This is a genomic window from Sphingorhabdus sp., from assembly GCF_044357595.1.
Taxonomy (GTDB): domain Bacteria; phylum Pseudomonadota; class Alphaproteobacteria; order Sphingomonadales; family Sphingomonadaceae; genus Sphingorhabdus_B.
The window spans coordinates 13,004-30,149 of record NZ_JBIKPH010000014.1; the positions used below are offsets into that span (position 1 = coordinate 13,004).

The window sequence follows — 17,146 nt, forward strand, 5'->3', positions numbered from 1 at the left end:
GCAACAAAAGGCAAAACAGGGCGCCGCAGGTAATGGTCGATAGCCTCAAACGGGCTCAAGCCCCGCATCAGTGACCCTACGATAAAAGCAACTGCGTTTTCCTGTGTGGCACGTCGGACCTTCCGGTCGAGCGACTATCCAGATTGCATCTTGATCGCAGTCGATGCGCATATCAATGATATGCAGGACATTACCGCTGCTCTCGCCCTTTTGCCAAAGCCGCTGGCGGCTGCGGGAAAAGAACACAGTTGTGCGGGTTTCCAGGCTCTTCGCAAGCGCCTCTGCGTTCATATGCCCCACCATTAACACCGCACCATCGCCTTCGTCCGTAACCACTGCGGTTACCAAACCATTGGCGTCATATTTGGGGTTAAGCGTCAATCCGCTTTCTCTTTCGTCGGTCATTTCGCAATCCTAACCCATGCACAAATGCCCTGCCAACATTTTCTTTGTTACAACCATGCGACAAGGGGGAGACATTCGGCACAGCCATGCCTATAGGCGTGCCAGCGAAGCGCAGCGGGATTCGATATATGCTGACCACCGACCCTTTTGATGACGACAAACTTCGTGAGGAGTGCGGGATTTTTGGTGTCTATGACACTGAAGGCGCCTCTGCCATGGTGGCGCTTGGGCTCCATGCGCTCCAACATCGCGGCCAAGAGGCTGCGGGCATCACTAGTTATGACGATCATGATTTCCATACGCACCGTGCAATGGGCCATGTGGCAGGCAATTTTGACCGCGAGGAAATTATGGGCGGTCTCGCCGGGCGATGCGCGATTGGCCATGTCCGCTATTCGACCACTGGCGAGACATCACTGCGCAATGTCCAGCCATTATACGCTGACCTTGCCACCGGCGGATTTGCTATCGCGCACAACGGCAATATTTCAAACGCCATGACGGTGCGCCGCGACCTTGTGCGTCGCGGATCGATTTTTCAGTCCACATCCGACACCGAAGTCATCATCCATCTGGTAGCCACCTCTGGCTACCGGACGTTGCTTGATCGGCTCATTGACGCGTTGAAGCGCGTTGAGGGCGCCTATTCGCTCCTTTGCCTCACCACTGAGGGTATGATTGCCTGCCGCGACCCACTGGGCATTCGTCCTTTGGTGATGGGCAAACTTGGCGATACCATCATCTTCGCGTCAGAAACCGTGGCGCTTGATATCGTCGGTGCGGAATATATCAGGTCAGTTGAACCCGGCGAATTGGTAGTTGTGCGCGGGACTGAAATCCAGTCGCACAAGCCCTTCATTCCCGTATCGCAACGCCCATGCATTTTTGAGCATGTCTATTTTTCACGGCCCGATTCCATCGTTGAAGGTATCAGCGTCTATTCGGTCCGCAAGGCCATTGGCGCTGAACTGGCGCGCGAAAATGGCGTTGATGTCGATTATGTCATCCCCGTACCTGACAGCGGCACGCCTGCTGCCATCGGCTATGCAGAAGCCGCAAAAATCCCGTTCGAGCTTGGGATCATCCGATCACATTATGTCGGACGCACCTTCATTCAGCCAGGCGACGGCGTTCGCCATTTGGGCGTAAAGCTAAAGCATAACGCCAACCGGAATCTCGTTGCGGGCAAACGCATTGTCCTCATTGATGATTCTATCGTGCGTGGGACAACTTCGCTTAAGATCGTGCAGATGATGCGCGAGGCTGGGGCCGCCGAGGTGCATATGCGCATCGCTAGCCCGCCAACGATGAACAGTTGCTTTTACGGCGTCGACACACCCGAACGTTCCAAGCTGCTCGCCAGCCGCATGGATGTAGAACAAATGCGGCAGTTTATTCAGGCTGACAGCCTCGCCTTCTTGTCCATCAACGGGCTGTACAGGGCGCTTGGCGAAGATTCGCGTCATGCAGATAAGCCGCAATATTGCGACGCTTGCTTCACAGGCGATTATCCTACCACCCTGACCGACCATGAAGAGCATGAGGCGAGCGACCTGATGATGCTTGGCGACCGGAAGCCGGCTTAGGCGATGGCGAAGATATTTGAAGGCAAGGTTGCGCTGGTCACCGGCGCAAGTCGCGGAATAGGCGCGGCAACGGCAACGGCACTAGCCGCGCAAGGTGCCCATGTCATCCTCACCGCGCGCACAGCCAAAGATCTGGAAGCCGTCGAGGATGCGATTTTTGAGGCTGGCGGCAGCGCCACCATTGCGCCGCTCGATTTAACTGACGGCGACAGCATCGCTCGGCTTGCCGCCGCAGTAACCCAGCGATGGGGCAAACTTGATATCCTTATTCTCAATGCCGCGATGCTTGGCACGCTTAGCCCAGTGTCCGCGATAGACGGCGCAGAGTTTGCGCGCTTGTTAACGTTGAACGTCTCTGCACAGCAAGTCATGATCGCTTCGTTCGACGCCTTATTGCGCAAAAGCGAGGCTGGCCGCTTGGTCGCGCTGACCTCGTCCGTAGGCGCAACGCCGCGCGCGTTCTGGGGCGCATATGGGGCATCAAAGGCAGCGTTGGAAAATCTAGTCGATAGCTATGGCGAAGAGGTCAAAAACCTGTCGCAAGTCCGCACTGCAGTCATTGACCCAGGCCGCACGCGCACAACGATGCGGGCAAAGGCCTATCCTGGGGAAGACCCAGCGACGGTGAAGGAACCAATTGTTGTCGCCGATGCGATATTGAATATGCTGCAAACCGAGTTCGCGAGTGGGCATCGGTTGGTGTTAGAAGGTTAGTTAAAAGTCTCGTCACTCTGCGCGCATATCGCCGTCACTTTATACTCCCCCGACCGTCACCCTGCCTCCCTTAGCCCTTCACCACCTCATGCGCCTTTAACGCACGCTCACGCGCGGCTTTATGGCCAATAATCTTGCGCGGATAGCTTTTCGGACGCGCGCCATATTCATCCGGATCGTGAATATAAGGCGCCTGCAGATCCGCCAGTTCGGGCACCCATTCGCGGATATAGCGCGCGGCATCGAATTTCTCCGACTGCGATAGCGGCGCCATGATCCGCACGAACATATTGCTGTCGACACCAGTCCCTGCGGTCCACTGCCAATTGACGCTATTGCTGCCATAATCGGCGTCGACAAGCGTATCCCAAAACCACTTCTCGCCTTCGCGCCAGTCAATCAGCAGGTGCTTGGTAAGAAACGAAGCGGCAATCATCCTTACACGGTTGTGCATCCACCCCGTCGCCCATAATTGCCGCATTCCGGCATCGACAATGGGATAGCCCGTCCGCCCTTTGGTCCACGCAACAAAATCTGCATTCACCGCCGGATCGGATACGTCTCGCCAAGGCAGTTTATCAAACGCATCGCGCGCGTTCTTGGCGCCATATTCAGGCATTTGAACGATCACATTCTGCGCATAGTCCCGCCAAACCAGTTCCTTGAGGAACACATCAACCGATCCGCCCGCATGCATCGTTGCATGCCAGCACGCGGCGGGTGAAATCTCGCCAAAGTGCAGATGTGCAGACAAGAACGATGAACCTTCGACCGATGGCAGGTTGCGTTTCTCGTCGTAAAGCCCTGCCTTATCGACAAAATTCTCAAGACGCTTTTTGGCTCCCGCCTCGCCGGGCGTCCACATGTTGATCATGCCGCCCGACCAATCAGGCGTAGTGGGCAGCAAATTCCATTCGCCGATATTCTCGCTTGCTGGCCAGTTCTCAGGCACAGCGATATGCGTGGGAAGTGCCAATGGAGCGGGCGGTGGCATATGCTGCCACAAGGCCCGCATGAACGGCGTGTAGATTTTATACTGTCCGCCGCTGCCCGTGGTAACGCTGCCTGCGGGAAGCAGATAATTGCCGTCATGGCATATGAACGCACAACCTTCGTCCAAGCCATTGGCAACAGCCTTCTCCGCATTGCGCCACCATGGTTCATAATGGCGCGTGCAGTGAATGGCTGATGCACCGGTTTCCGCGGCCAACGAGCATAAAACCTCGTCCGATTTACCGGCTCGTAGGATCAACCGCGAACCCAGCGCCTGCAAATCGGCATCAAGCGCGGCCAGACTGTGGTGCAACCACCAGCGCGAGGCCGCACCCATCTTGCGATGTTTTGGCGTATCGTCATCGAGGATATAGATTGGAATGACTGGCGCGCCGCTCACAACTGCCGCTGCCGCTGCCAATGCTGGCTGGTCGGCAAGGCGCAAGTCACGGCGAAACCAGAGGATGACTGGGGCGTTCATTTGCTCTCGTCTCCGATGGGGAAGTACGCGCTAAATCGGTCTCCGACCAAAGGATCGGTAAAACGCTGGTCGGATATTTTCAACGTCCGCTTATTGCCTGCATCCACTATCTGCGCGACGGGCATGCGTGACCAAAACAGCAAGGGCGACCCTCTGGTGACGTTAGCCTCAAACGCATTATTATCCGCAACGCCCATGTAATGCGCGCGCATGGAATTATCGATTCTCACGTCATCGAACATTGTATAGCTACCGTGCCCGTAATGGCTGTTGTTGCGCCACAGCATCTCGCGTTTCCAGAATTGCACTGGTACCTGATTGGCAACCACCAAAGTGGGCGCAACATTGAACTTTTTCTGCACAGTCTCGGCCGTCAATTGCTCAGCGCGGCCGGTGATAAGGCCATTGGCTAAAATATAAGCACAGATGGCTGCGAAGCTTATGAGAGCAGGCGTGCGCCAATGTGCTTTGCCGGTGCGCTCACGGCGCCGCGAAACCCAAACACCAGTAATCAGTGCAGCCCACAACCAGATGTCGATAATGAACAAGGCGTCGCCATAGAACCACTGGCTTGAAAATGGCTCAAGCAAACGGATGCCATAGCTGTTGAACCAATCGAACAAGGGATGGCTCAAGCAGCCTATATAGGCCAGCACCAGCAACCAGCCTTTATGTACTGACAATCGCTTTTCTGGCCGCTTTCCTTGCTTTGTTTGCCAACTATCAAACGCAAGCATTGCGCCCCAGAGCAGCAGCGGCAGGACAAGCATAGCAATAGGCCCATGCGTAAGTCCGCGTCGAAGCGCGAGATGCTGTTGCCCGCCAAGCAGCGTCGTTATCGCATCAATGTCTGGAATATTGGCCGCAATAATCAGCGTTGGCATCGCAAGGCCAGTTTTCCGCTTCAAGCCCATTTGGCCGAGCAATGCGCCAACGAGGCTATGTGTAAGATTATCCATTTACTTGCGCTGACGGAAACACCGTGAAATGGCAATACGGCGTTATCAATATGAGAGATTTTGTTCACGTAAGGGCTCGGAGCGCGCAGTGGCTATATCGTCAGCCCATATGTTAACAAGATTTTTGCGTTTCAATGTGCTGGACCTGCACCGCGCACCGCCCTATCGCAGGGACAACAAGGAGATTGAGATGACTGAAACCGCCCCCTTCGTCCGCCCTGATGTGGCCTTATTCCTTCAGTTTTTGAACGCAGTTCCTGGCCCTAAATTCTGGGAAGTCTCTGCCGATGAGGCGCGCGCGATGACAACGGCCATGCGCGACGTTGCCGACGCGCCAGTGGGCGAACTTGCGGTCATCCGAGACATTGAAATTCCCGGCCCCGCAGGTAATATCCCCGCCCGCGTTTTCGACAGCCGCAGCGACCGCGGCGCCGGGCCCGTCATGGTGTTCTACCATGGCGGTGGCTTCGTGATCGGCAGTCTTTATACCTACGAGCCCTATTGCGCGGAAGTCGCGCGCTTATTGGACCTGCCAGTTATCTCCATCGACTACAGGTTATCGCCAGAATACCCATTCCCCGCACCGGCAGAAGATTGCGAAGCCGCAACCCGCTGGATTGCGAGCAGCCCGAAAGAACTCGGACTAGAGGTCACTGGCCTCATCACATCGGGCGACAGTGCGGGGGGCAATTTGACCATCGTCACCACTATGGCGCTGCGCGATAAGCCTGCTGCCGTTCCCGTGCTGGTGCAATTTCCCCTCTATCCCGTTGTCACGCTTGATGCCGATTGGCCAAGCATGCGCGAGTTTGCCAATGGCTTTTTGCTGACGGAAGAAGCCATGGTGTATTTTGGCGAAGGCCATGCGGCATCGCCGGGTGACTATCGTTCCGAACCGCTGAACTTTTTGCAAGAAGGCATGCCGCCAAGCCTTGTGACCACCGCCAGCTTAGACCCCTTGCGCGATCAAGGCCTTGCTTATGTCGAAAAGCTAAAACAGGCCGGCGTTCATGTTCAGCACATTAGTGCCGATGGCAATATTCATGGCCATATCAACATTCGCCAGGCCATTCCTTCGGTTCAAACTGACGTTGAAAGCTACATCAGGGCTTTGAAAATCATGCTCGCTGAAGTAACGCCCGCTGCATGACCGCTACATTTGAAGATCTGCCTTACCGGCCTTGCGCCGGCATCATGCTCGCCAACATGCAGGGCAAAATATTTGTTGGCCAACGCTTGGACCGGCCCGAAGGCACGGACGCCTGGCAAATGCCGCAAGGCGGTATTGATGACGGCGAGGATGCAGAGACCGCCGCATTACGAGAATTATTTGAAGAAACTGGGGTCCGTGCGGACTTGGTCGACGTGCTGGCCCGCAGCCGCGATGAGCATTCCTATGATTTGCCTGACGATATGATCGGGCGGATCTGGAAGGGTAAATATCGCGGTCAACGGCAAAACTGGTTTTTGATGCGGTTCAAAGGCACCGATGCGGATGTCAACATTGAAACCGAGCATCGGGAATTTAGCAGCTGGCAGTGGGTGGATGCGCCGATGTTGCCGCAACTCATAGTACCGTTCAAAAAGCGGCTATACGAGAATATTCTCGCGGAATTTGCCGACCTGATTTAGGCAGTACTCAAGGCAGAATTAGTTCGCCTTTGGCTCCAGCGGAGCACCCAAAGTCGTTTTGAGATCAACAGCACTGGCCTGCGCCTGCTGTTTCTGGGACGCAGCATCAATCGCCAGTGAAAGGCGTGTTGGGGCAGTACAATTGGCGCGGCATAGCGTGCGCAACCGTGCAATGTTCTTACGCGCAATTTCCAATGCACCCTTGGAAATCAAAATATCGGCCTGTTCTGCCAAGGCAATCTGATCATTCGGTTCAAGTTCAAGCGCTTCTTTGTAGAAGCCGACCGCCTTGCCTTCCAACCCTTGGGTCTTTACCGCACGGGCCATTGCAACATAGGCAGCACCATTGCGCGGGTCGACCGCAAGCGCGGACTCGTACCAGCCAATCGCAATATCGAGGCGGCCAGCGCTGGCTTCCTGATCGCCCGTTTTCAATAACGCAATTGAGCGGGCGTCAACGTCCGCCCGTCCGCCAATGCTCGCACTCGACATGATTGCAAAGGTAAGCGAAAGGGCAATAGCTGCAGGCGAAAAGCGCATAAAAAATATCCAAATTCGTTCGAAAATCGACGCTATCACAGCTTTTGAAGCCTCGCGAAGAAAAATCCGTCACTGCCATCATGCATAGGCGTCAGCAACACGCCGTCGCCATCCGCGCGGCCCATTGAAACGCCGGTTTCAGAAGCGCGCCAGCCCTTATGCGATTTCAAAAATGCAGCCACTTGGCCTTTGCCCTCATTTTCAATCAACGAGCACACCGCATATACCAAATGCCCGCCACGCGCGACCATTTCCGAACCGATGTCGAGAAGCTTGGCCTGTTCATCAATTACGCGTTTCAAACGGGCGGCATCTAGGCGCCAGCGCGTTTCGGGGTTGCGCCGCCACGTTCCGCTGCCTGAGCACGGAGCATCGATAAGAACGAGGTCACAGCCACCCGCAAGATCGGACAGCATGTCCTTTTCCTTATTCGGGTTCAGCAGCCGTGTTTCAACGTTCGTTGCACCTGCCCGAGCCGCACGCGGCTTAAGCTGGTCCAAACGGTTGCGGTTCGTGTCTGTGGCAATCAAGCGGCCTGAGTTGCGCATAACCGCAGCCAAGGCCAGCGTCTTACCGCCTGCACCTGCACACAGGTCAAGCACGGTACCCAAGCCCTTTGCCTGACATGCCTCAACGATAAGCTGGCTGCCCAAGTCCTGAATTTCAACTTGGCCGCTTTCGACAGCAGGATGGTTGTCAATCGCCGTACCGCCGGGCAGCCGCAGCGCAAATTCAGGAGCGGGCAAAACCTCCGCCTCGGGTAACGCCGCGGCAACTTCCTCGCGGCGGGCCTTTAGCGCGTTCACGCGCAGATCCATCGGTGCGCGGTCAAGCAAGGACGCTTGTTCGGCTTCGTCAATATGCACGGAAAACAAAGGCTTTAGCCATTTCGGCAAAGCGCCACCCGTTGAGCGCGCCTCAGCCGGGTCGATGACCGCGGGACCATAGTCACTACCGTCAAATAAAGCCGCCAGCTCAAGATCAGCATCCGCCATCGCGGCAAACGCGGAACGGGCGGTTGCGGGACGCTTTCCAAACCGCCGTATGACGCCCCACGCCAAATCGCGCACAGCGCGGCGGTCTTTTGACCCCGCATAGCGCCGCTCAGCAAAAAAGCGTTTGGCAATCTGGTCCGCGGATGCACCGCCGTCGCGGGCCGCAAGGATGATCTGATCGACCAATTCAATGGCCGATTGCAGGCGCGCAGCGGGCCTCATGCCTTATCGCGTCGGATAATTGGGCGCTTCGCGTGTAATTGTAACGTCATGAACATGGCTTTCCCGTAATCCGGCATTGGTGATGCGCACAAACTGCGCGCGTTCCTGAAGGTCGGCGATCGTGCGCGAACCTGTATAGCCCATAGCCGCCTTTACGCCGCCCACCAGTTGGTGAATAACATCGCGCGCGGGTCCCTTGTAAGGCACTTGTCCCTCAATACCTTCGGGAACCAGCTTAAGCTGATCCTTGATATCTTGCTGAAAATAACGGTCAGCTGAGCCACGCGCCATTGCCCCGACACTGCCCATGCCACGATAGCTTTTGTAGGTGCGTCCTTGATACAGGAACGTGTCGCCCGGGGCCTCTTCGGTGCCCGCCAGCAATGATCCGACCATCACCGATGACGCACCCGCCGCGAGCGCCTTGGCAACGTCACCCGATGTCCGCAAACCGCCGTCGGCTATCACGGGTATCCCGGATTTAGCAGCTTCCGCTGCTGATTCCATAATGGCCGTCAATTGCGGCACGCCAACGCCTGCAACGACGCGGGTGGTGCAGATGGAACCTGGGCCAATGCCGACCTTGATGCCATCTGCGCCAGCGTCGATAAGCGCTCGGGTAGCGGCGGCAGTGGCGACATTTCCGGCAACAACCTGAACCTCAGGCGCCATGCGTTTGATTTCAGCGACTGCAGCGGCAACCATGGCACTGTGGCCATGTGCGGTGTCGACGACAATCAGATCGCATTCGGCATCAATCAACGCCTTGGTATACGCCAAGCCCTTTTCGCCTACGGTGGTCGCCGCTGCAACGCGCAACCGACCGGAACCGTCCTTGGTGGCGTTAGGATAGAGAACGGCTTTCTCGATATCCTTAACGGTGATCAGGCCAATACAATGATAGGCATCGTCGACGACGAGCAGCTTTTCTATCCGCCGTTGATGCAGCAAACGCCTTGCTTCTTCCTGCGAGACCGAAGCAGATACCGTCGCCAAATTTTCGTGCGTCATCAATTCGGACACAGGCTGCGACGGGTTTTCGGCAAAGCGAACATCACGGTTGGTCAATATGCCGGCAAGCTTGCCGCTCCCCTCAACCACCGGAATACCGGAAATCGCATTCGCCAGCATCAGTGCCTGTGCTTCGGCCAAGGTGGCGTTCGGCGCAATGGTGATGGGGTTCACGACCATACCGCTTTCAAAGCGCTTTACCTGACGGACAGCAGCGCATTGTTCTTCGATGGTTAAGTTACGGTGCAAAACGCCGATGCCGCCAAGCTGCGCCATGACAATGGCCATGCGTGCTTCAGTCACGGTATCCATCGCAGACGACAAAACAGGAATGTTAAGGGAAATGCTTTTTGTTAGCAGCGTCCGCGTGTTCGCTTGGCTCGGCAAAATGTCCGACGGTCCGGGCTGCAACAGCACGTCGTCAAATGTCAGTCCGAGGGGAATTTCTTTCATGGGGCCACCGCTTTAAGCTTTGATTCGTGGCGGCCCATGTAAACAGTAACCCTTTTATTCGCCAGCCTTCTTCGATTTATATTTTCGCGTGTCCGCAAAGTAGCGCCCAAGCGCAATATGCAGGTCGGCATCTTCGGCTGCGCCGCCAAGTTCGGTAGCGTCCGTCACCTCATCATTCGGGCCATGATAATCGCTGCCCAAAAATTTCTGCAAAAGATCAAGGTCCGCAAACGATCCGCCAACCATCAGTGCCGGAACGCCCTTTTGCGTCAGCGCCCAACCGTCTTGCCGTTGAATGAAAGCATTGGCGTTGGTAGAACTTTCAATCATGCGCCCCGTCTTTTTGGCAACAGTCTCGACCTCGTCGTCGAGCGGCGTTGTGCCACGACCAATGATAGCTACTTTAGACCCCCGCGACGCGATGGCGATGGTGTCGACGTTTAACGAAAGGATAATCTGATCCAGCGGGAGCACAGGTTTTTGCGCAAATGCATATGCACCAAGCAAGCCGCTTTCCTCGGCTGTGGTCGCCACAAAGTAAATGTCACGATCATACTTCTTCTTTGCCAATGCCTTGGCCACTTCGTTCATCACTGCGATGCCGCTGGCATTATCGACCGCCCCATTGCAGATGCGATCCGGCGCCCCCTCTGGCGCGCAGATACCCAAATGGTCCCAATGGCCCATATACATCAACGCGCCACTATTCTTTTTACGGCCCGATATTTTACCAATGACATTCGAGCTGTTAAAACGATAAATATCTGTTTTAACATTGAAGTCTGCATCTATGCCGAGCGCTTCACCGGCATAATCCGCTTGTTTTGCGTGGGCACGTAATGTGTCCCAATCCTGCCCTGCGGCAGTAACGAGGCCCACTGCAAATTCGCTTGTAACAGCACCTTCAAGTGGTGCCCGCATCTCTCGGCTTTCAAGCGCTATCGGACGCGACAACAGCAACCGGCGCAGCGATGGCCAACTGCCCTTGCTATCGCCCACAAAGATAATGGCTTCCGCACCGGCCGCGACCAATGCCTCACGCCGCGCTCTGGGCGACTTCATCTTGTCTGGAACATTTTCGGCATCAAACAGGACGAGAACCGCCTTGCCCGCCACATCGGCGCCAACGGTTCCATCAGACTTTACGCCCATGCCTGCGAAAACCATCGGCAGGTTGCCACGCACATATTCCGCCTGCTTGCCAATCAGGACAATGTCATCCGACCCAACGCGCAATTTCCGTCCATTTGCATTAAAGCTGTAATCAAAACTGCCCTGCCCACGTTGAATGAGGGGTACCGGTTCAAACCAGCCGCCATCGGCAGCAGCGGGTTTCACGCCTGCCTTCGCCCATTGCTCGGCAATATATTTGACTGTTTTGGCTTCACCTGCAGTACCCGGTTTGCGCCCCTCGAAATCATCGCTGGCAAGAATGGCAATGTGCGCGCGCAAATCGGCCTCGGTCACAGCCTTGGATAGAACTGGACTTGCCAAAAAGCCCACAAGACCGACTAAAATAGCTGAATGTACAAGCCGCATGATGGTTCGCTCCGGACTAAGACACGACGTCACCCATCGCATGGTGGGAACGTTCTACCCTCAAATTTGCTCCGTACATGCATCAATTCAATCATGCGACCCCTAATTCGACATAGCCGACCTCGACCCAATGCCTAACCCAATGCAAAAAGCATCTGATCCACAATTGAGGCAGCGCGATTGATCAATACGCTTGGCGAAATCGGCGTATTGGCGAAAGAGCCACTGGCCATGAGCGATAAACAGGCATAACGCTAAAAAACGGCGAAACGGCAGTCTTGAGCATTGGCCGCCGAACGACTGAAACTGCAGAAGGCCTTCCACCTGACAGCTGGAGGTTTTGGTGCGGTCTATGGTTTCGCGTTTCGAATTTTTGGGAGTGCTACAATGGCAGAATGGCTCGACACAATATCTACTCACTGGTTTTGGCTTTCACTTGGCTTTGTGCTCGGCGCAGCTGAATTGGTCTCGCCAGGGCGCTTCCTAATTTGGATCGCCCTGGCAGCGTTGATCGTTGGCGGATTGGACTATTTCCTACCCATTACCGTTGCGTATCAGGTTGCAATGTTTGTCACTTTGTCGGTGATTACTGTCTTTACCGGCAAAAAATTTATGTAGGACAAATGACACAAAACGCTAGGGCCGTGACAGCGGACAGGGTGCGCGAAATGTCAGCCTAAATATGTTTGAGGCTAAGGCGGTCTGGCGCGACAAATGTCCGCCGCGCCTGAACCGAAAACAGGCGTTCTTTGGAGTAAAACCGAAGTGGCAAATCACGGCTTCCGCGCTCCGAAAGAAGTAATGCGTTGACTGCCGCATACAGCGGCAAGTCGTGCCCCACTTCTGCTAAATGGGCTTTAACCCCTGCAATATAGACTTGCGTAATCGTGTGATGATAGCCCCGCGTGTCGTCATTCACCTCGCCGACCGCCGCATTATAAGCTGCAATAATGAGGGGCAGTTCGCGTTCGGTATCAATGTCGCCTCGCGCGCGCACCAGCCAACTACACGCGGCCAGATGGGCCTCATGCGTCCACGCCTCACGCGACAGCGTTGCCGAGAGCAAGCCTTCACCGATGGATACAATCGACGCGTCATCCTCGAACAAGCGCACTTCGAATTCAGACATGTGCCGGCGAACTATTGATCCGGTCATGTTCGGACGCGTTAAGCTGCCTTGGGTGCCGATTGTTTTACACCTTCATCGACATGGTCGGCAAATTGCGCGAAATTGTCGATGAATTGCTGCACCAATTTTTGCGCAGTCACATCATATTCCGCGCTGTCTGCCCATGCGACACGAGGGTCAAGGATGCCACTGTCAACACCGGGCACCGAGACCGGAAATTCAAATCCAAAGTTGGGGTCCATACGGAATTCTGCATTATTGAGGCTGCCGTCAAGCGCAGCGTTGAGCAGCGCGCGTGTCGCTTTAATCGGCATACGGCTAATGCCCGGCATCGTGGCCTTACCGCCCGTCCAGCCCGTGTTTACCAGCCAGCACTGCACATTACCCTTGGCAATACGTTCCTTTAGCAAATTGCCGTAAATGCTTGGATGACGCGGCATGAATGGCGCGCCGAAGCAGGTGGAGAATGTCGCCTCCGGCTCAGTAACACCAATCTCTGTTCCCGCCACACGCGCTGTGTAACCTGACAGAAAATGATACATCGCCTGATCGGGCGTCAGCCGTGCGATGGGCGGAAGGACGCCATATGCGTCAGCGGTAAGGAAAATAATCGTTTTGGGCACTGGGCCCATATTCTTTTCCGATGTGTTCGGAATGAATTCAATTGGGTATGAACCGCGGCTGTTTTCCGCGAGGCTGTTATCGTCGAAATCAAGCTCACGCGTTTCCGGGTCAATCACGACATTTTCGAGTACCGTGCCGAAACGCTTTGTTGTGGCAAAGATCTCTGGCTCGGCTTCAGGGGACAAACGAATCATCTTGGCGTAGCAACCGCCTTCAAAGTTGAACACGGCGGTGTCCGACCAACCATGTTCATCGTCACCAATCAACGTGCGGCTGGCGTCGGCGGACAACGTTGTCTTGCCCGTGCCCGACAGGCCAAAGAAGACGGCAGTATGGCCATCGGCGCCGATATTGGCCGAACAGTGCATGGGCATCACGCCCTTTACCGGTAGAAGGTAATTGAGAATGCCAAACACGGACTTCTTCATTTCGCCCGCATAAGCGGTGCCGCCAATGAGAATAAGCTTCTCGGTAAAGTTGACCGCGACAACCGTTTCGCTGCGGCAACCATGACGAGCAGGATCTGCGCGAAAACTTGGCAAATCGATGATTGTATATTCGGGCACAAAGCCAGCTAATTCATGCTGCGTGGGCCGTACAAGTAAAGTGCGGATAAAGAGGTTGTGCCAAGCAAATTCATTGATCACGCGGACGTTAACACGGTGTTCCGGTTGCGATCCACCGAACAGGTCAGCGACGTATAATTTGTCCTTGCCTCCCAGAGCAGCGATGAAATCCTTTTTCAATGCAGCAAAATGTGCGGGGTCCATCCCCACATTGGTTTTGCCCCACCAAATGCTGTTTTCGGTTTCGGCATCGCGAACAATATATTTATCCTTTGCCGAGCGCCCCGTATGCAAGCCGGTCTTGACCACCAACGGGCCATCCTTGGCCATTATCCCCTCTTTGTTCGCAAGCGCTGCCTCAACCAGTTGGGCGGTGCCTAAATTGCAATGCAGCTCTGCATCTGTGCCGAAACCCTGTTGTGAAAGTGCGATATTCAGTGGTGTCGACATTGGCTGCTCCGGCAAAAGTTGCGAATCTGGTGCATACGTATGCACCATGGAAGGAGCCGCCGGTATACGATGCGTAAGGCAAGGTCAAATGGGGGGCGTATGGATTTGACGAGAAAAACGTTATCCACGGAAGACTTTGCCTTTAAGGAGCAATGCATTGAACCTAAGCCCTTGCCTCACTATAAACGCGGGATGAGTGCCCATATCGCCTTGGTCGACGATGACCGGAATATCCTAACCTCTGTGTCCATTGCGATGCAGGCGGAAGGATATGTGACCCGGATTTATTCGGATGGCGAGACTGCGTTGAAGGCACTGCTTGAGAACCCGGCTGATTTGGGTATTTTCGATATCAAAATGCCCCGGATGGACGGGTTAGAACTGCTACGGCGGTTGCGCGAAAAAAGTGACATGCCCGTCATTTTCCTGACATCGAAAGATGAAGAACTCGATGAAGCTCTTGGCCTTGCCATGGGCGCCGATGATTACATCACGAAGCCATTTTCGCAGCGTTTGTTAATCGCACGCGTGAAGGCCATTTTACGACGCGCAACCTATGACAAGGTGATCGTTAGTGGCGAAGCGGGATCCGAACCGGAACCAATGATGCGCGGAAAGCTGGAAATGGACCCAGCCCGCCATCAGGTCAAATGGGATGGGCGGTCGCTTACGCTGACAGTAACAGAGTTTATGATCCTGGAGGCGTTAGCTATCCGACCAGGCGTTGTCCGCACCCGCGACCAATTGATGGATGCCGCCTATCAGGACGATGTCTATGTCGATGATCGCACCATCGACAGCCACATCAAAAGGCTACGCCGTAAATTCCGCGAAATTGACCCCGAATTCACCGCAATAGATACGCTTTATGGGGCCGGATATCGCTTCGCCGACAGTTGAGCCCGCTGATCTACAGTTGGGATGGAGCCGGGGGTTATCGCTAACCACCCGAATCCTTGCTGTAAACCTGTTCGTTTTGGCGTTGCTCGGCGCCGGGCTATTTTTCCTCGACAGCTACCGCGTGCGGTTAATTGCCGAGCGCGAACAGACCGCGCGCAACCAAGCCACGTTTCTTGCCCGCAGCTTGCCTCTAGTCGCCCAAGAAAACAGAGCAGCCTATGTCATCCAGTTCGGTCAGCAAAACCAATCCCGCATTCGTATTTACGACCAAAAAGGTACTAAGATCCTCGATAGTTTCGCCAATCAACGGCCGACCTATGTCTTTCGCGACCCAGACCGTGAACCATGGCCCAAAGTCGCCGCACGTGGGATCGACCGGCTATTCGACTTTCTAGTAGGCGCTCAGGCGCTTCAACCGTTTATTGAACCCAGATCCGACACCAAAGAAGCTTGGCCGGAATTAGCCACCGCTAAGCTATCCAAGGCTTCGTCCGCGGTGCGTTTTGCCCCTGACCTAACCCATATGATCAGCGCAGCGTCGCAATCTCCAGACCGAAGTTACACTGTACTCACTACATCGAATGAGCGCGATATCCGGCTCTTTGTCCGCGCCGAACGGTTTAACATCGGCATGTTTTTCTTGTTCGCGCTGGGTATTGGTATTTTACTATCGACGTTTCTTGCCCGCACGATTGTGCGACCCTTGCGCCATCTTTCCCGTGCCGCGGTGAAGGTAAGGCTCGGACGTGCGCAAGAGGTTACGGTCCCGCGCCTGCCCTCGCGCCGCGATGAGATTGGGATGTTGGCACGCGCTTTGTCCGACATGAGCATCGCCCTTCGCCAACGCATTGACGCAACCGAAGCATTTGCGGCGGATGTCGCGCATGAAATCAAAAACCCTCTGGCGTCGTTGCGATCTGCGCTGGATGGCGCAGAGCGGATTGACGACCCAAAGTTGCGCAAACAGTTGATGGACGTCGCGAAAGCGGACGTTCAGCGGATGGACCGTTTAATAAGCGACATCTCCGACGCGAGCCGTGTGGACTCGCAACTTGCCAAGGCAAAGTTTGAGCCCATTGATCTAGGCGATATGATCGAACAATTGCTTCAGGCACGTGAGGATAGGGCAAGCGACAAAGATGTGACCATTGCGTTCGCGAGGCCGCGAAGGTCGATCGCTACGGTGATGGGTGAAGATGTTCGGCTTGAGAGGATGCTGACCAATTTAATCGACAACGCGGTGTCCTTTTCGCCTCCTGGATCAGTGGTTGAAATCTCCGCAACACTGGCCGACGCCGAAGTTATCATCCGCATTAGCGACGAAGGGCCGGGCGTTCCGGCTCAAGAACGCGAGGCCGTTTTTCGCCGTTTCCATAGCGAACGGCCTGCATCAGAGAATTTCGGCAAGCATAGCGGGCTTGGCCTCGCAATTGCCCGCACAATCATCGAAGGGCATCATGGCCGCATCATGGTGCGCGATCGCGTTGATGGTAAGGACGGAGCATGCTTCGAAATAGCGCTGCCTTGCGCCACCAAGGCGAAACGCAAATGACGACGATGGTTCATGGTAGCGCGGTCGCTATAGGCGGCCTTGGCGTACTAATAGTTGGACCATCTGGAAGCGGAAAGTCCGATTTGACCCTTCGCTTGATTGACCGCGGCGCCAAACTGATCAGTGACGACATCCTGCATCTCGAAAGCGCCGATGGCGTTCCCCTATTAGCTTACGCGCCTAGCATAGCTGGAAAAATTGAAGTGCGCGGCATAGGAATCTGTTCTGTCGAATATGAGGTTTCCGCCCCGCTGCGCCTCGTCGTCGAATGCGCAAAGGATGTTGACCGCATGCCCGCCGAAGATATGCGAACCACAATCGCTGATTTTTTGGTGCCGCTGGTGAAGCTTGATCCATTTCAGGTCAGCAGTGTGCTAAAGGTCGAACTGGCGCTT

Annotated in this window: 17 protein-coding genes; 8 read left to right on the top strand and 9 right to left on the bottom strand. The window is 55.2% G+C overall.

The annotated features are described in order from the left end of the window. Window positions 1–45 precede the first annotated feature (45 nt). Window positions 46–405 carry a phosphoribosyl-AMP cyclohydrolase gene (hisI, locus tag ACIQ2T_RS03320; protein ID WP_397589561.1) on the bottom strand — a complete coding sequence of 120 codons (360 nt, stop codon included), beginning with the start codon at window positions 403–405 and terminating at the stop codon, window positions 46–48. A gap of 128 nt (window positions 406–533) precedes the next feature. On the opposite strand from hisI, the gene purF reads away from it, so the two are divergent. Then, window positions 534–1,991, top strand: a complete 1,458-nt coding sequence (gene purF, locus ACIQ2T_RS03325; protein ID WP_397589562.1) for an amidophosphoribosyltransferase — start codon at window positions 534–536, stop codon at window positions 1,989–1,991. A 3-nt stretch (window positions 1,992–1,994) separates the two neighbouring features. Then, window positions 1,995–2,705, top strand: coding sequence for an SDR family NAD(P)-dependent oxidoreductase (locus ACIQ2T_RS03330; protein ID WP_397589563.1), 711 nt, complete (start codon window positions 1,995–1,997; stop codon window positions 2,703–2,705). A gap of 70 nt (window positions 2,706–2,775) precedes the next feature. On the opposite strand, the gene ACIQ2T_RS03335 is transcribed toward ACIQ2T_RS03330, so the two are convergent. Then, window positions 2,776–4,179 (bottom strand): cryptochrome/photolyase family protein, encoded by a 1,404-nt coding sequence (locus ACIQ2T_RS03335; protein ID WP_397589564.1) that lies wholly within the window; start codon window positions 4,177–4,179, stop codon window positions 2,776–2,778. Next, the gene (locus ACIQ2T_RS03340) at window positions 4,176–5,138 is read right to left on the bottom strand and encodes a metal-dependent hydrolase (RefSeq protein ID WP_397589565.1); all 963 of its coding nucleotides are present in this window, start codon (window positions 5,136–5,138) and stop codon (window positions 4,176–4,178) included. The genes ACIQ2T_RS03335 and ACIQ2T_RS03340 overlap by 4 nt, the downstream gene beginning before the upstream one ends. A 190-nt stretch (window positions 5,139–5,328) precedes the next feature. Here ACIQ2T_RS03340 and ACIQ2T_RS03345 point away from each other — a divergent pair, with 190 nt between their 5' ends. Both ACIQ2T_RS03345 and ACIQ2T_RS03350 read left to right on the top strand, forming a co-directional pair. Continuing rightward, the gene (locus ACIQ2T_RS03345; protein WP_397589566.1) at window positions 5,329–6,288 is read left to right on the top strand and encodes an alpha/beta hydrolase; all 960 of its coding nucleotides are present in this window, start codon (window positions 5,329–5,331) and stop codon (window positions 6,286–6,288) included. Then, the gene (locus ACIQ2T_RS03350; protein WP_397589567.1) at window positions 6,285–6,770 is read left to right on the top strand and encodes an RNA pyrophosphohydrolase; all 486 of its coding nucleotides are present in this window, start codon (window positions 6,285–6,287) and stop codon (window positions 6,768–6,770) included. The genes ACIQ2T_RS03345 and ACIQ2T_RS03350 overlap by 4 nt, the downstream gene beginning before the upstream one ends. Before the next feature lie 18 nt (window positions 6,771–6,788). Here ACIQ2T_RS03350 and ACIQ2T_RS03355 read toward each other — a convergent pair whose 3' ends face one another. From ACIQ2T_RS03355 to ACIQ2T_RS03370, 4 genes are read right to left on the bottom strand one after another with little or no spacing between them, the layout of a single operon-like run. Continuing rightward, window positions 6,789–7,310 (bottom strand): hypothetical protein, encoded by a 522-nt coding sequence (locus tag ACIQ2T_RS03355; protein ID WP_397589568.1) that lies wholly within the window; start codon window positions 7,308–7,310, stop codon window positions 6,789–6,791. A 35-nt stretch (window positions 7,311–7,345) separates the two neighbouring features. Continuing rightward, on the bottom strand, window positions 7,346–8,527 hold the full coding sequence (locus tag ACIQ2T_RS03360) for an RsmB/NOP family class I SAM-dependent RNA methyltransferase (protein WP_397589569.1): 1,182 nt from the start codon (window positions 8,525–8,527) through the stop codon (window positions 7,346–7,348). Window positions 8,528–8,530: 3 nt separating this feature from the next. Continuing rightward, a complete protein-coding gene (gene guaB, locus ACIQ2T_RS03365) occupies window positions 8,531–9,991 on the bottom strand; it encodes an IMP dehydrogenase (RefSeq protein WP_397589570.1) in 1,461 nt (486 codons plus the stop codon). A gap of 54 nt (window positions 9,992–10,045) precedes the next feature. Next, a complete protein-coding gene (locus ACIQ2T_RS03370) occupies window positions 10,046–11,530 on the bottom strand; it encodes a M28 family peptidase (RefSeq protein ID WP_397589571.1) in 1,485 nt (494 codons plus the stop codon). Window positions 11,531–11,917: 387 nt separating this feature from the next. Between ACIQ2T_RS03370 and ACIQ2T_RS03375 the strand changes: the two genes are divergently transcribed. Beyond that, entirely contained in the window at window positions 11,918–12,148 is a 231-nt protein-coding gene (locus ACIQ2T_RS03375) for an NfeD family protein (RefSeq protein ID WP_397589572.1), read from the top strand. A 58-nt stretch (window positions 12,149–12,206) separates the two neighbouring features. Here the strand turns inward: ACIQ2T_RS03375 and ACIQ2T_RS03380 are convergent, their stop codons facing one another. Together ACIQ2T_RS03380 and ACIQ2T_RS03385 are read right to left on the bottom strand one after the other, a co-directional pair. Further along, entirely contained in the window at window positions 12,207–12,686 is a 480-nt protein-coding gene (locus ACIQ2T_RS03380) for a hypothetical protein (RefSeq protein WP_397589573.1), read from the bottom strand. Between the two features lie 11 nt (window positions 12,687–12,697). Then, window positions 12,698–14,299, bottom strand: coding sequence for a phosphoenolpyruvate carboxykinase (locus ACIQ2T_RS03385; protein ID WP_397589574.1), 1,602 nt, complete (start codon window positions 14,297–14,299; stop codon window positions 12,698–12,700). A gap of 192 nt (window positions 14,300–14,491) precedes the next feature. On the opposite strand from ACIQ2T_RS03385, the gene ACIQ2T_RS03390 reads away from it, so the two are divergent. From ACIQ2T_RS03390 to ACIQ2T_RS03400, 3 genes are all read left to right on the top strand, one after another. Further along, window positions 14,492–15,199: a response regulator transcription factor gene (locus tag ACIQ2T_RS03390; RefSeq protein ID WP_397589577.1), complete on the top strand. Its 708-nt coding sequence runs from the start codon at window positions 14,492–14,494 to the stop codon at window positions 15,197–15,199. Then, the gene (locus ACIQ2T_RS03395) at window positions 15,168–16,751 is read left to right on the top strand and encodes an ATP-binding protein (protein WP_397589575.1); all 1,584 of its coding nucleotides are present in this window, start codon (window positions 15,168–15,170) and stop codon (window positions 16,749–16,751) included. Before ACIQ2T_RS03390 ends, ACIQ2T_RS03395 begins: the two co-directional genes overlap by 32 nt. Next, window positions 16,748–17,146 (top strand): HPr kinase/phosphorylase (locus tag ACIQ2T_RS03400; protein WP_397589576.1); only part of this gene is annotated, 399 nt, incomplete at its 3' end. The genes ACIQ2T_RS03395 and ACIQ2T_RS03400, both read left to right, overlap by 4 nt.

What these genes read in the sequence shown, in the direction of transcription:
- hisI (WP_397589561.1), bottom strand. Translation starts at nt 405, where the DNA reads ATGACCGACGAAAGAGAAAGCGGATTGACGCTTAACCCCAAATATGAC.
- purF (WP_397589562.1), top strand. Translation starts at nt 534, where the DNA reads ATGCTGACCACCGACCCTTTTGATGACGACAAACTTCGTGAGGAGTGC.
- ACIQ2T_RS03330 (WP_397589563.1), top strand. Translation starts at nt 1,995, where the DNA reads ATGGCGAAGATATTTGAAGGCAAGGTTGCGCTGGTCACCGGCGCAAGT.
- ACIQ2T_RS03335 (WP_397589564.1), bottom strand. Translation starts at nt 4,179, where the DNA reads ATGAACGCCCCAGTCATCCTCTGGTTTCGCCGTGACTTGCGCCTTGCC.
- ACIQ2T_RS03340 (WP_397589565.1), bottom strand. Translation starts at nt 5,138, where the DNA reads ATGGATAATCTTACACATAGCCTCGTTGGCGCATTGCTCGGCCAAATG.
- ACIQ2T_RS03345 (WP_397589566.1), top strand. Translation starts at nt 5,329, where the DNA reads ATGACTGAAACCGCCCCCTTCGTCCGCCCTGATGTGGCCTTATTCCTT.
- ACIQ2T_RS03350 (WP_397589567.1), top strand. Translation starts at nt 6,285, where the DNA reads ATGACCGCTACATTTGAAGATCTGCCTTACCGGCCTTGCGCCGGCATC.
- ACIQ2T_RS03355 (WP_397589568.1), bottom strand. Translation starts at nt 7,310, where the DNA reads ATGCGCTTTTCGCCTGCAGCTATTGCCCTTTCGCTTACCTTTGCAATC.
- ACIQ2T_RS03360 (WP_397589569.1), bottom strand. Translation starts at nt 8,527, where the DNA reads ATGAGGCCCGCTGCGCGCCTGCAATCGGCCATTGAATTGGTCGATCAG.
- guaB (WP_397589570.1), bottom strand. Translation starts at nt 9,991, where the DNA reads ATGAAAGAAATTCCCCTCGGACTGACATTTGACGACGTGCTGTTGCAG.
- ACIQ2T_RS03370 (WP_397589571.1), bottom strand. Translation starts at nt 11,530, where the DNA reads ATGCGGCTTGTACATTCAGCTATTTTAGTCGGTCTTGTGGGCTTTTTG.
- ACIQ2T_RS03375 (WP_397589572.1), top strand. Translation starts at nt 11,918, where the DNA reads ATGGCAGAATGGCTCGACACAATATCTACTCACTGGTTTTGGCTTTCA.
- ACIQ2T_RS03380 (WP_397589573.1), bottom strand. Translation starts at nt 12,686, where the DNA reads ATGACCGGATCAATAGTTCGCCGGCACATGTCTGAATTCGAAGTGCGC.
- ACIQ2T_RS03385 (WP_397589574.1), bottom strand. Translation starts at nt 14,299, where the DNA reads ATGTCGACACCACTGAATATCGCACTTTCACAACAGGGTTTCGGCACA.
- ACIQ2T_RS03390 (WP_397589577.1), top strand. Translation starts at nt 14,492, where the DNA reads ATGAGTGCCCATATCGCCTTGGTCGACGATGACCGGAATATCCTAACC.
- ACIQ2T_RS03395 (WP_397589575.1), top strand. Translation starts at nt 15,168, where the DNA reads ATGGGGCCGGATATCGCTTCGCCGACAGTTGAGCCCGCTGATCTACAG.